Origin of the sequence: Mycoplasma todarodis, from assembly GCF_965212735.1 — a bacterium.
GTDB lineage: Bacteria > Bacillota_I > Bacilli_A > Mycoplasmatales > Metamycoplasmataceae > Mycoplasma_K > Mycoplasma_K todarodis_A.
The window spans coordinates 67,865-81,311 of sequence record NZ_CBDBYJ010000004.1 but is presented as its reverse complement, the minus strand read 5'-3'; the positions used below and the strand labels follow the sequence as shown (position 1 = coordinate 81,311).

Sequence of the window (13,447 nt, the reverse complement as noted above, 5' to 3'; positions counted from 1 at the left end):
GTAGTTATTTAACTATCATTAAGGAGAAATTATGAACAGAAAAGTAGTAGATAAACATTTTGCTGAAAAAGGTCTTGATGCAATCATCATTATGTCAGACCAAAATAGATTTTGATATACAGGAGTCCAATCATCATATGGATTCTTATTCATTGAAAAAGATAGAGCGGATTTATTCGTTGACTCACGTTACATCATTTTAGCTAAAAACGAAGCTAAAAACGCTGATGTTAACTTATTAAAAGCGGGAGCGTTAAAAGAATTTGCAAAAACTAAAGAATCAAAATATAAAAAAGTTGCATATGAATCTGATTATGTAACAATTGACCAATTAAACCTTGCAAAAGAGTTATTCCCAGATGCTGAATTTGTAGCTGTTTCAGGACAAGGTCTTAGAGATTACAAAACAGATGAAGAAGCTTCAAAAATTAGAGAAGCAGCATTAATTGGACTTAGATCATTTGAACAATTAAAACCAGAAATTGTTGCTGGAAAAACAGAAAAAGAATTAGCTGCAAGATTGGAATACCTATTTAAAATAAATGGTGCTACAAAAGAAGGATTTGATACTATTGTTGCTTCAGGTTACAATGGTGCAAAACCACATGCAGTTCCTTCAGACAAAAAACTTGAGAATGGTGAACTATGTACATTTGATTTTGGAACAGTTTTTGAAGGATATATGTCAGATACAACAAGAACAATACAAATTGGTGAAGTTACAGATCCAAAATTATTAGAAATTTATGAAGTTGTTAAAGAAGCTCAAAGAAGAGGTATTGAAGCGGTTAAACCAGGTGTTACTGGTGCTCAAATTGATAAGGTATGTAGAGATTACATTACTGAAAAAGGTTATGGAGAATACTTCGGTCATGGTACAGGTCATGGTCTAGGTATTGATGTTCATGAATTACCTAATACAAACTCAGGTAATAAAAATCCATTAGAACCAGGACATGTTGTAACTGTTGAACCAGGTATTTACATCGAAGGACTTGGTGGAGTTAGAATTGAAGATGATGTATTGGTAACTGAAACAGGTTACAAAGTTCTTTCATATGAATAATTAAAATTCTCACGAAGGTGAGTTTTTTTAATGAATTTAATTTATTTATCTTCATAAAATAGTTTCACTATATAATTGATTTATACAAATAAAATAAATAGGAGGTTAAATATGGGAATTGCAGTCGCACTTGTAGTATTGCTTTTATGAGTTGCATGAGTTATTGGTTGAATTGTTGTATGAGTTAAGGGAACACAAAACCAAAACTCAGTAATGGTTTTCTTAGGAGCATTTTTCACACTATTCATAGTTGGTCTAATTATCGCTATTGTTCAAACAAATGGTTGACAAAATAACAATGTAAACATTGAACTTGAGAAACAAAAACTTGAATTACAAAAACAACAATTAGAATTAGAAAAACAAAAACAACAAAAAGAATTAGAAAAACAAAAAGAAACAGAAAAACAAAAAGAATCAGAAAAACAAAACGAAAAATAAAAAAGCCAAAACTATACTTATAAAAGTATGGTTTTTTAATTGTAAAATGCACTGATAACACATAAGTATATACATACTTTATATATTTAATATATAATGTAAAGGAATATAAAAGGAGATAATATGATAGATGTAAATAAATTTAAACCAGGTATTTCTTTCCAAGACGGAAAAGATATATTTGTTGTTGTCGAAGCACAACATTCAAAACAAGGTAGAGGACAAGCTTCAGTTAAAGCAAAAATCAAGAACTTAAGAACTGGCGCAACAATCATGAAAACTTGAACAGGTGGAGATAAGGTTAAAAAAGCGCATATCGATAAAAAAGATATGGATTACTTATACAATGATGGAACATCAGCAATTCTAATGGATCAAGAAACATTTGAACAAGTTGAAATTCCAATGGAGAAAATTGAGTGAGAACTTAAATTCATGGTTGAGGGAAATAAAGTTATGGTTAGGGCGTTTGAATCAGAAATTCTTGATATCGAACTACCAGCTAATATTGAATTGAAAGTTATTGAAGCACCAGATGCTGTTAAAGGTAATACTGCTAACAATCCTCAAAAGTTTGTTAAAGTAGAAACAGGTTTCGAACTTGAAGCACCTATGTTTATCAAAGAAGGTCAAACAATAGTTATTGCAACTTCAACTGGTAAATATGCTGGGAGATCTAATTAATGGAATTTGTTACAGTTAACTATTCTTTAAATCAAACATATAGTGTTCACAAAAATGTTTTCACTCAAGTTGTAGAAAAAGTTGCTTCAAACTTTAAAAAAGAATTAAGAATTACAGAAGACATTCAAGCAAACATCATTAAAGGTGGAGAAGATATTGAATTCATAATTGAAATCGCTATTGACAAAACTGGTGATGCTTCAAAAATCATATTAGACTTTTCGAAAGCTATAGAAGAAAGAGTTGTAGATATAATCAATTCAAAACCTTCAAATATACAAATAAAACTAACAAGGAGATTTTAATGAAAGAACAATTAGCTATTAATACTTTAAAAGTAAATGGTGTAGCCGCAATTAATAAGGCAAATTCAGGACACCCTGGGATAGTATTAGGTGCAGCACCAATGATTCATACTCTTTTTACAAAGCACATGAATTTTGACCCTCAAAACCCACTGTGAGTAAATAGAGATAGATTTATTTTATCAGCAGGACACGGTTCAGCACTTCTATATGCTCAACTTAGATTATTAGGGATGATCTCACAAGAAGATCTAGAAAACTTTAGACAACTTGGTTCATTAACACCGGGTCACCCAGAATACAAGCACACTAAAGGAGTTGAAGCTACAACAGGACCTTTAGGTCAAGGGATAGCAATGGCTGTTGGTATGGCAGTTGCAGAAGAATCATTAAGAGCAAAATTTTCAGAAATAGATCACAATGTTTATGTTATTTGTGGTGATGGAGATTTACAAGAAGGGGTTGCTAACGAAGCATTATCTTTTGCAGGTAAACAACAACTTTCAAAATTAATCATTATGCATGATTCTAATGATGTTCAGTTAGATACTGATGTTAAGGAAGTATTTAATGAAGATATCAAAGGTAAGATGGAGGCGCTAGGATTCTTTTATCAGTTAGTTAAAGAGAATACTGTCGAAGCAATCGATGCAGCGATGATTGCTGCCAAGAAATCAACAAAACCTTCATTCATTGAAGTTAAAACAATAATCGGTGAAGGTGCTACAAAAGAAGGTACTTCTGCTGTTCATGGTGCTCCATTAGGAGAAGATTTTGAAACAGTTAAAAAATCATTAAATTGAACTCATGGTGATTTTGAAGTTCCAACAGAAGTTGAAGAACTTTATAAAGAAACAATTTTTAAAAGAGGTGCGGATGCATTTTCAAAATTCGAAGAATCTAAAGGACTTAAAAAATTCTTAGAAAACGAATCTATTGAAATTAATTTAGAAGTTGATAAAAATACTGCAACACGTGTTTCTTCTGGTTCAGTTATCCAACACTTAAATGAAAATGTAGAGCAATGAATTGGTGGATCAGCTGACTTAGCTGGTTCAACAAAAGCTATGGGTGGAGATGGTGTATTCTCTATTGAAAATAGAAAAGGTAGAAACATTCTATTTGGAGTTAGAGAATTTGCTATGGCTGCTATGGCTAATGGTATTGCTTTACACTCTAATTTCAAACCATTCGTTTCAACATTCTTTGTATTCTCAGATTATGCAAAACCAGCAATTAGATTAGCTTCATTAATGAAACTACCAGTTACTTATGTATTTACGCATGATTCAGTTTATGTTGGTGAAGATGGTCCAACTCATGAACCTATCGAACATAACGCTATGTTTAGATCTCTACCTAACCTAAACTTCTTTAGACCTGCGGATGAAAAAGAAGTCATGGGGGCTTACGAAGTTGCCTTAAATTCAGTTGACACACCAACTGTTATTGCGCTTACAAGACAAAACATTGTTTCATTAAAAGAAACTTCAAAAATTGAAGCTAAAAAAGGTGCTTATTACTTACATAAAACAAATTCTGAATGAACAATAGTTGCGACAGGTTCAGAAGTTGCTAATGCATATGAAATGGGTATTGAGTTAGATGTTAATGTAATTTCAATGCCTTGTGCAGAATTAGCTGATATAACTTGAGATACTCAAAAAGCATTTACAATTGAAGCTGCTACAACATATGGTATGGCACGTTTTGGTAAATATAATTTTGGTATTGATAGATTTGGAGAATCTGGAAATGGTGATGCAGTTTACGCTTCATTGGGACTAGATAAAGAAACTCTTATTTCAAAAATTAAAACAATCATAGGTTAATAACAATAAATCACTATTAATGGTGATTTTTTTATATCTAAATTTAAATATTTAAACCCAATTATGTTTACATAATGTATAATTCTTTTAATATGGCACAAACAAAATCAAGAATGAATGTAATTAACGTAATTTATGTTTCAGAATTAACAAATGAAAGACTTACAAAAGAAAGTATTAGAGAAGATTTTGATCTTTCAGAAATTGAGTTAAAATCATTAGATTGAATCATAACTAAATATGATGGACTTAAAAAATTAATTACTACATTTACAAAAGACAGTTGAACATGAACAAGGATGGCTCCACTTGAAAGAGCTATGCTACTTTTCGGTGCCTTTGAATTATCTTTCCGTGATAAGAAAATTGTAATTAATGAATTAGTTATCTTATCTAAAGGGTATATTTCTGGTGAATCATATAAATTTATAAACGCTATTTTAGACAAGGTCGCGAACTATTATGAAACTAAAAAATAAAACTTTAAAAATTTTAAAAGATGAAGGAAAATTAAAAGCTTATAACAACTTGTTCGCTCATAAGCAAACGAGATTTTTACTTACAAAAATAGTTAACATTTTAAATCCTTCTGTTGACCCTAAGGAAATGGCTTTAATTGAAATGCAATTAACCAAAAACAACGAGAATATGTTTGTGGCAGGTGCGAAACAAATTCCAATAATAACAAATGCTAGTGAATATAAAGAAGCTGATTGAGAATCTTTTGGTAAATATTTATATTTTGTTTTCCAAACAGGTGTGTTTTATCATAATAAGAAAAATGGTATTGAAAATATTTATATAAACGGTGATTATGTAGCTTTAAATATCGAGAAGAAAATGTTATTTAATAAATTTGCTGAATCAATTAAGGTTATGACACTAGAACACAATACTTTGATTAAGCAAATTTTAAAGGTGGTTTTATAATGAGAACAGCATTACAAATTATCATGGAAATGGGTTACACTAAAGATCAAGCTGAAAAATTAATAAGAGCTGGCAAGGTAAAGATTAATGGAAATGACGTTTTTATCCCATCTGAGAAGTTCAAGAAGGTTGGAGAAGTATTTATCAAGGATGTTAAAAAATGAGTTTCTAGAGGAGCATTTAAGCTTTTGGCTGCTTTCGAAGAGTTTGACTTAGAGATAAAAGATAAAGTTGGTTTAGATATCGGTTCATCAACTGGAGGTTTTACAGAAGTTCTTTTGAATAAGGGAGCAAGCAAGGTTTACGCATTGGATGTTGGTACAAATCAACTGGATTTTTCTTTAAGAAGAGATGAACGTGTTGTAGCATTGGAAAAAACAAATTTAAAAAAGATAAGTAAAGATATGTTTGCTGAAGATATTGATTTGGTGGTTACTGATGTGTCATTCATATCTCTAAAAGAAGTTTTTAGAGTGTTAGAGAATACTTTGGAACCAGGCGTTCAATTAATGGCTCTTATAAAACCACAATTTGAAGCGTTTGCTGACCAAGTTGAAGATGGTGGATATGTTCCAGAACGTTTACACAAAGAAATAATAGAAAGAGTGATTAAACACTCGAATGACTTTGGTTTTAAATATATAAAACACAAAGCATCACCAATTAAAGGTAATAAAGCAAAAAATATAGAGTATATAACTTTATTTGAAAGGAAATAAAATGAATAGAAAAGATTTTAAATTCTTAGAAGATACAATATATCTTGATAGTAGTGCAGGGGCACTAAAACCAAAACAAGTTATTGATGCAGGTATCAACTTTTACGAAAATTATTCAATCAACCCACATTCAGTTGATTCTAAAAAAGGTGTTTGATTATCTGAGAGGATAAAAGAAATAAGACGTGCAACAGCTGAGTTTTCAAACGCAAAACCAGAAGAAGTTATCTTTACATCAGGAACAACTGAAGGGCTGAATAGAATTGCTGATATGCTTTCATCAAAATTAAAAGCTGATGATGAAATTATTGTAACTTCATTAAATCATGCTGCTAATGTAATTGTTTGAATAGAATTAGCTAAAAAAACAGGTTCAAAATTAGTTTGATCAGAAACTATCTTTGATGCAATAACAGATAAAACAAAATTAATAGCTTTTGCTGAAGTTAACAATACAATTGAAGTTGAAAGAGATATGGAACAAATTTATAAAGTGGCGAATGAAAAAGGAATTTTAGTTGTTAATGATGCTGCTCAATCGATTGCTCACAAACCAGTAAATTCAAAATGAGCTGATTTTACAGTTTATTCTTCAAATAAACTTTATGGTCCAACTGGATTTGGTGTATTGATTATGTCTACAAAATTACAAAAGGAATTACCATTAGTTAGATTTGGTGGTGGTGCTAATGCAACATTTTCAAAAGAAAATTGAATTCCTCATGAAGGGTTCGCAGCAAGAGAACCAGGAACACCAAATACATCAGGTATTTTAATGCATGGAGCGGCTTTAGATTACATAAATGAAATTGGTATGGATAATATCATTAAATATGAAGATGAAATCGCTGAATACGGATACGACAAAATCGCAACTATTGATGGTGTTAAATTTGCATCTAAAAGAGGGGATAAGAACATCATTTTCAATATAGGTAACTTAAATTCTCAAGATATAGTTTCTTATTTGGGACATAGAAATATCATTTTAAGAGCTGGTCAACACTGTGTTAGATTAATTCAAGAAGCAACCGGTGAACCTTCTTGAATGAGAGCTTCAATCGGATTATATACAGAAAAATCTGACTTTGATACAATGGTTGAAGAAATTAAAAATGGGGGTGATTTCCTTGACTTCATATAATGATCCAATGGTAAAGAGAAAAATCATAATGGAAAGATATTCAAATCCTATCCATAAAGGTGAACTAGAAGGTGCTGAAGTGATGGAAAGATTTTCAACTCAATGTGTTGATAAGATGAAATTATTTCTTAAATGAGAAAATGACACTTTGGTTGATGTTAAACATGATTCTGTTGGTTGTGCAGTATTCTTGTCATCATTAGATTTATTTATCGATTATATAATTGGTAAAAATAAAGATGAAATTAGAGAAGTTGTCAAAAACTATGATGCTATGATAAATCAATCTGGTGAGTATAGTAAAGAACAATTAGATAAACTTATTATCTTTGATAATGTAAAAACACATCTTAATAGATTACTATGTGCAAATATGATTTCTGAGGCACTTAAATCAATTTAATTAATAGCGTTTACGCTATTTTATTTTGTGGTTTATAATTAATTTATGAAAGTATTATTTCACCTTGATGCCGATGCTTTTTTTGTATCTGCAAGTCAAACAATTAGACCAGAAACAAAAGGGAAACCTGTTGCTATTTCTGGTAAAAAAGGTAACTCTGTAATTGGTTCTGCATCATATGAAGCAAGAGCAAAGGGTGTTGGCTCAGCAATGGTTATCAAGGAAGCTTTGAAATTATGTCCAGAACTAATAATAATTCCTGCAGACTTTGAGTTATACGAGACATTATCAAAAAGAATGTTTGAAATACTGAGTGTAAAATACACAAATGAAGTTGAGGTAGTTTCTATTGATGAATGTTACATTGATGTTACTGATATTTGAAAAAAATATGGTTCAGCATTTAAATTAGCTAGAGATATGCAAAAGACAATAGAGAAAGAGTTGGGTTTTACAGTTTCTATTGGTGTTTCTTATACAAGGTGACTCGCTAAGATGTGTTCAGACATTAGGAAACCCAACGGCATAACGTCCGTGGGGCCAAAACAAGTGAAAGAAACGATTTGAAAACTACCAATAGATAAGTATTATGGAATTGGTAAAAAAACATGACCTCTATTGAATGAAAATGGCATTGAAACAATAGGTGATCTTGCAAAATTAAAACCTGAATCCGAATTAGCTATTACTTTCTTTAAAAATAGAGCTAAACATATCATAGATACTACTTATGGTAATTCATCCAATGTTGTAGATAATTCTAAAATAAGACATAAAGAAATTTCTAGTTCCAAAACATTAAAAGAAGGTTATTCAAATAATAGACAAGAAATAATTGAAACGTTACGTTTTTTAACGGAAAAGGTTGCTTACACAGCGAAACATGAAGGTAAAATAGGCATGGTTGTCGGAGTAACAATCAAAAATACTAATTTTGTAGTTAAACAAAAACAACAAAAATTAAGGATCCCAGTCCAATCAGCAGACGAAATATTCCCAATAGCTTTAAGTTTATTTGATAAGAGTTGAAGGGGTGAGGATATAAGGTTAATTGGTGTTAAGATTGGTCAAACAAAGAATATCAACAGTTGAACATATCAACAATCATTTTTTGACAAACCAAGAGAACCGAGAATTTGACCAATTGTTTAATCTAATAAAAGTAAAATAAAAAATACTATTAATTAGTATTTTTTATTTTAAAACATTCCGAGTTTTGCTAAAGCGTTTGAAACATCTTTTTCTGTTGTTCCTTTTTTTAATGTTAGCTCTTTTCCTTTGAACTTAAGTTTTACTTCTTCTGTTGTTTTTCCATCTTTCATATGAGTATTGCTTCAATTTTCGAAATCAATCATCTCTTTTTTCTTGCTTAGGTTGAATGTTTTGGTGCAAGATACCACTGCAATGATTGGAATTGTTATCGTGGCTAGCGATGCAAAAATTCCTAGGGATATTTTTTTAGTTTTTAACACAATCTCTCCTTTGGCTTTCTTTTTGGCTTTTGTCTCTAATTTTAATTCGAATAAATTATATAACTTTTAATAAAACTACCCAAATAAGTAAAAAGACTTAAATGTGTGGTTAAAAATTAAAAATATAAAAAAATAGTGAAGTAAGAATATAAAAAGATGAATTAAGCTTAAATAAGAAAAAAACAAATAAAGTCAAAAGACTTAGCAAAACGTAATTGTTGTATACTTTATAATGTAAATACAAGTAACTTAATTAAAAGTTATATCAAAGGAGAAAACAATGTCACAATTAGTGAATACAAGAAAAAGAGGTAATCCAGAAGGATTAAATCCAAATGTAGACAATAGCGAAAAATATGCCAAAGCAGGAACAGTTGGAAGAGTTATATGATACATATTATTTATTTTAATAATTCCATTAATCATCCACGTGATGACTAAAAATGCATTAAATAGAAAACAATCAGAAGTTAATGAATTAGCATCAGGAATTGATGTGCAGTTAAAAAAACGTAGAGATACATTAGTTAAATTATTAGAAGCAACAAAAGCTTACATGAAACATGAAAAAACAGTACTTTCAGACGTAACAAAATTAAGAAGAATGACAATCAATTCTGAAAATAGAGCGGAAGTTAATTCAAGAACAGAATCAGCTTTAGGGAGATTATTAATGGTTTCAGAAAATTACCCTGACTTAAAAGCTAACCAAAGTATTAATGAATTAATGGAACAAGCTGCATATCTAGAGAGAGAAATTGCCGCAGCTAGAAGACTATACAACACTTCAGTAAGACAATTCAATCAACAATTATTTGCTTGACCTTCAAATGTACCAGCAACAGAACTTGGTTTAGGTACTTTACCATTTTTCGAAGCATCAAGTGCAGATAAAAAAGATGTTGAAATGAAATTCGATTAGGAAACTATGAAAAGAGTAGAACAATTAATATCAAAAGAAGAATATATTTCAAAAGTAAAACCATTATTAAAAGATGAGGTTGTTGAGGGTATTAAAAACGCCGAACCTCTTCTTCCGAAGAATTACAAAAGAATTTCAAATCCTTGATATTTAATAGTATCAATATTATTAATCATTTTAGGGAGTGGAACGATATTGGGAGTGCTTATCTTTTTCTTTAAAAAAGACTCTCACGATAATTCTTATAATGATCCTTACACAGCTAACAATCCTTATGCATCTTCAACAAAAGCTAACGAAGGGCTTCAAATACCCGAATTAATTTTCATGATAATTGGAGGTATTTTAATTCTTGCTGGAATCATTATGTGATTTCATAGGAGAAAGATACTTAAAAAAATCGATTTTATTTATCGTAATTCAATGAATAATCAAGCAATTTATAAAATTGCTGTTGAAGCTTTTCCTAATTTTAAATTAACAGATGTTGAAGAAGGACTTTCTTCAGAACTTTATGAATACAAGTTTAATATACCTAGCGATGGAGCAGTGGTTCAATCATCCCCTGTATTTCATGCAATGTATAAAGATAAATATCATGTAAAATTCCAATCAGCAAGATATCACTGAGTTAGAGTTGTTAGAACTAAAAATGGAACAACAACAAGACATTATTATAGAAACTCTGGATACATTCTTATTGAGGGTGATAAAAAGAATTCTGACTATTTATATTCAATGAATAATACTTCACTAGGATCAGTATTAAAGAAAATTGAATTGGAAAATAAAGAGTTCTTAAAGACTACTAAGTATCGTTCAAATAATGAGATTAAATCAAGAATGGCATTTACTCCATTAGCTATGGAAGAAGTTTCAAAACACTATAAAACAATTCAAAGTGATTTCAAACTAATCAAAGAGCGTTGACATTATGCGTTTACACTATCAACAGATATTGGTCGTTATATTATTGATGCTAAAATGGGGAAAACAGACGAAGAAACTGCTGAAAATTATCTCGAAGATATCGTTGATGATTTCTATAAATTCTATGAAGTTATAGGTTTAGCGCTAATTCCTCCAATGTTATAAAAATACCTTAAGTGGTATTTTTTTAATTCTTTTTTATTTTTTGTATTGTTGTTTATAAAATAATGATTTATATTTTTAAAAATTAATTATAATTAATTAGCAAACATTAGTTTGCAGTTTCCTGACTGAGTTAATTTCTCAACCGGATGTAATAGCCATCGTACTCTTTTGAGCATGAGCAGGTGGAATTCCTGAGCCGACAGTAAAGTCTGAATATAGAAAATGCAACAGTGTTATCTGTAAATTTTCAACACAACTAAATAGCAGGAACATTTTACTAGGAGAAAAATGTTTAAAATTAACAAAACTATTAACCAAAAAGAAATTTGGGTTAGTTCTATGATAGGTATGACTTATGGATTCTTTGCTACGTTAATCTTAGGAACCATAATAGGGTTGTTTGGTAAAATTCCGAATATGCATTTTATGTATGATATTAAAAATATATTGTCATATTCTGTAGGGTTTGGAATTGGTATAGGAGTGGGTATAAGGTGTGGTTTAAAACCATTACAAATATTTTCACTTGGAATTGCAGCTATGATTGCTTCTGTTTCAATGTTAATACCTCATTATTCATTGACAACACACCAAATAACAACAAGTAACGCAAAGTATGGATTCTTTACGTTTACACATCTTAAGAAAGGTATTCCTGGAGATATATTATCTTCATGGTTAATATCTGTTTTATTGGTATATTTATTCCGTATCTTTGAATTCAAAACATATATGGATATATTCTTTATACCTCTTATCGGTTTATTCTTTGGAATGATCGCAGCTGGTTCGTTAACATTTATTACATCTGGAGTAGTTTCAGTTGTTGAATTAATAGTTGATGCATTAGCAAGAAGTTCAAAAGGGTTGAATGTGTTATGTGCGCCACTAATTGGAATGATAATGGGGTTAGCACTAACACTCCCAACTTCATCGGCAGCAATAGCGATAATGCTACATTTACATGGAGCACCAGCTTCAGCTGCAATGGCGGCAACAGCGGCACAAATGGTTGCCTTTGCTGTTATGACCTGAAAATCAAATAAAACAATTGGAAAGACTTTAGCTGTTGGACTTGGAACATCTATGTTACATATGCAAAACATTGCCAAGAAACCAAAACTATTAATAATTCCCGTTATTGTATCTATGATAGCGGCTACATGTGCTGTTGGATTACCTTTAGAATTCCCTGCAGGAGCAATTGGTGTTCCTACATCTGGAATGGGTACAGCGGCTCTCTATGGACCTATTTTCACATTATTTGAAAATGGATGAACAAACTACGTTCCATGAATACATGTTCTTGTAATGCAAATAACATTACCAATATTAATAACAATAGTCCTGTGATGATTATTTAAAAAAATGAAGTGAATCAATGAAAGTGAGTTGAAATTAAATGAAATCTAAAAACAACGAAAAATATATTGCTAATTATTTCTTTAAAACACAAGCAATAATTAAAAACAATAAACCAGAAAGTAGAGTGACTCTGCAATTCTTCCAACGTAATGACGATGTTGTCCTATGTGGTATGAATGAAGTTTTGGAATTACTTGAAACAAGCACAGATACTTCAAAGTACAGTATTAAATACTTGGAAGAAGGAACACTAATCAATAGTAAGGATGTTGTTCTTGAGTTAGAAGGTCCATATGCAGAGTTTGGTATTTATGAAGGAATGATTGATGGAATCCTTGCAAGGCAAACATCTTTAGCTACGAATGCTAGAAAGATTAAAAGTCTTACTAATAAGAAAATTATTTTTATGGGGGATAGAGCTGATCATTACACTAATCAAATTAGGGATGGTTATGCAATTTCTCTTGGTGGTATTGAAACACAAGTTACAAAAGCGCATACAGAATTACATGGTGGTCAACCCGTAGGAACTGTTCCACATGCATTGATCCAAATGTTCGGAGGAAATTTGGTTAATGCATTAAAGGCATATAAGCAAACTTTTCCAAATGAAAACCTAGTTGCTCTTGTAGATTTTAATAATGATGTAATCACAGATTCTTTAGCTGTTCTAGAAGAATTTGGTAAAGAATTAAAAGCAGTAAGAGTCGATACATCTGATGGTGTTTCTGATGCATATTTTAAAAATGATGAAGAATTCGGTGTAACCCCAAACTTGATTAAAGCATTGAGGGAAGAATTGGATAAAAACGGCGGTAAATATGTTGAAATAATAGTTTCATCAGGGTTTAATGTTAAAAAAATTGAAAACTTCGAAAAGGTGAATTCTCCAGTTGATGTTTATGGTGTTGGAGGATCTTTATTAACAATTAATATTGGATTTACTGCTGATGCTGTAATTATTGATGGTGTTAACTGTGCTAAAAGCGGTAGGGGATATAACGAGAACTCAAAACTAATAAAATATACCAAATAAATATTGGTATTTTTTTAATGTGAAATCATAAAA

The 13,447-nt window shown here is 30.5% G+C and carries 16 protein-coding genes; 15 read left to right on the top strand and 1 reads right to left on the bottom strand.

Annotated elements, in window-relative coordinates; translation table 4 throughout:
- The first annotated feature begins 31 nt into the window (after window positions 1-31).
- From ACOMC1_RS03685 to ACOMC1_RS03635, 11 genes are all read left to right on the top strand, one after another.
- Window positions 32-1,066 (top strand): aminopeptidase P family protein, encoded by a 1,035-nt coding sequence (locus tag ACOMC1_RS03685; protein ID WP_420331293.1) that lies wholly within the window; start codon window positions 32-34, stop codon window positions 1,064-1,066.
- Between the two features lie 111 nt (window positions 1,067-1,177).
- Window positions 1,178-1,507: a hypothetical protein gene (locus ACOMC1_RS03680; RefSeq protein ID WP_420331292.1), complete on the top strand. Its 330-nt coding sequence runs from the start codon at window positions 1,178-1,180 to the stop codon at window positions 1,505-1,507.
- A 123-nt stretch (window positions 1,508-1,630) separates the two neighbouring features.
- On the top strand, window positions 1,631-2,191 hold the full coding sequence (gene efp / locus ACOMC1_RS03675) for an elongation factor P (protein WP_420331291.1): 561 nt from the start codon (window positions 1,631-1,633) through the stop codon (window positions 2,189-2,191).
- A complete protein-coding gene (locus ACOMC1_RS03670; RefSeq protein WP_420331290.1) occupies window positions 2,191-2,496 on the top strand; it encodes an MMB_0454 family protein in 306 nt (101 codons plus the stop codon). Before efp ends, ACOMC1_RS03670 begins: the two co-directional genes overlap by 1 nt.
- Window positions 2,496-4,328: a transketolase gene (locus ACOMC1_RS03665; RefSeq protein WP_420331289.1), complete on the top strand. Its 1,833-nt coding sequence runs from the start codon at window positions 2,496-2,498 to the stop codon at window positions 4,326-4,328. The genes ACOMC1_RS03670 and ACOMC1_RS03665 overlap by 1 nt, the downstream gene beginning before the upstream one ends.
- 92 nt (window positions 4,329-4,420) lie before the next feature.
- Window positions 4,421-4,807: a transcription antitermination protein NusB gene (locus ACOMC1_RS03660; protein WP_420331288.1), complete on the top strand. Its 387-nt coding sequence runs from the start codon at window positions 4,421-4,423 to the stop codon at window positions 4,805-4,807.
- Window positions 4,791-5,258: a hypothetical protein gene (locus ACOMC1_RS03655; RefSeq protein ID WP_420331287.1), complete on the top strand. Its 468-nt coding sequence runs from the start codon at window positions 4,791-4,793 to the stop codon at window positions 5,256-5,258. Before ACOMC1_RS03660 ends, ACOMC1_RS03655 begins: the two co-directional genes overlap by 17 nt.
- On the top strand, window positions 5,258-5,977 hold the full coding sequence (locus ACOMC1_RS03650) for a TlyA family RNA methyltransferase (protein WP_420331286.1): 720 nt from the start codon (window positions 5,258-5,260) through the stop codon (window positions 5,975-5,977). Before ACOMC1_RS03655 ends, ACOMC1_RS03650 begins: the two co-directional genes overlap by 1 nt.
- A 1-nt stretch (window position 5,978) precedes the next feature.
- A complete protein-coding gene (locus ACOMC1_RS03645; protein ID WP_420331285.1) occupies window positions 5,979-7,121 on the top strand; it encodes an aminotransferase class V-fold PLP-dependent enzyme in 1,143 nt (380 codons plus the stop codon).
- A gap of 7 nt (window positions 7,122-7,128) precedes the next feature.
- On the top strand, window positions 7,129-7,524 hold the full coding sequence (locus ACOMC1_RS03640) for an iron-sulfur cluster assembly scaffold protein (RefSeq protein WP_420331284.1): 396 nt from the start codon (window positions 7,129-7,131) through the stop codon (window positions 7,522-7,524).
- 45 nt (window positions 7,525-7,569) lie between these two features.
- A complete protein-coding gene (locus ACOMC1_RS03635) occupies window positions 7,570-8,676 on the top strand; it encodes a Y-family DNA polymerase (RefSeq protein ID WP_420331283.1) in 1,107 nt (368 codons plus the stop codon).
- 47 nt (window positions 8,677-8,723) lie between these two features.
- Here ACOMC1_RS03635 and ACOMC1_RS03630 read toward each other — a convergent pair whose 3' ends face one another.
- Window positions 8,724-8,996: a hypothetical protein gene (locus ACOMC1_RS03630; protein WP_420331282.1), complete on the bottom strand. Its 273-nt coding sequence runs from the start codon at window positions 8,994-8,996 to the stop codon at window positions 8,724-8,726.
- Between the two features lie 280 nt (window positions 8,997-9,276).
- Here ACOMC1_RS03630 and ACOMC1_RS03625 point away from each other — a divergent pair, with 280 nt between their 5' ends.
- The 4 genes from ACOMC1_RS03625 to ACOMC1_RS03610 all read left to right on the top strand — a co-directional run bounded on the left by ACOMC1_RS03625 (window position 9,277) and on the right by ACOMC1_RS03610 (window position 13,414).
- Window positions 9,277-9,918 (top strand): LemA family protein, encoded by a 642-nt coding sequence (locus ACOMC1_RS03625; RefSeq protein ID WP_420331281.1) that lies wholly within the window; start codon window positions 9,277-9,279, stop codon window positions 9,916-9,918.
- A 6-nt stretch (window positions 9,919-9,924) separates the two neighbouring features.
- The gene (locus ACOMC1_RS03620) at window positions 9,925-11,013 is read left to right on the top strand and encodes a hypothetical protein (protein ID WP_420331280.1); all 1,089 of its coding nucleotides are present in this window, start codon (window positions 9,925-9,927) and stop codon (window positions 11,011-11,013) included.
- A gap of 288 nt (window positions 11,014-11,301) precedes the next feature.
- Window positions 11,302-12,426, top strand: a complete 1,125-nt coding sequence (locus ACOMC1_RS03615) for a PTS sugar transporter subunit IIC (RefSeq protein WP_420331279.1) — start codon at window positions 11,302-11,304, stop codon at window positions 12,424-12,426.
- Entirely contained in the window at window positions 12,416-13,414 is a 999-nt protein-coding gene (locus tag ACOMC1_RS03610; RefSeq protein ID WP_420331278.1) for a nicotinate phosphoribosyltransferase, read from the top strand. The genes ACOMC1_RS03615 and ACOMC1_RS03610 overlap by 11 nt, the downstream gene beginning before the upstream one ends.
- Window positions 13,415-13,447 lie beyond the last annotated feature (33 nt).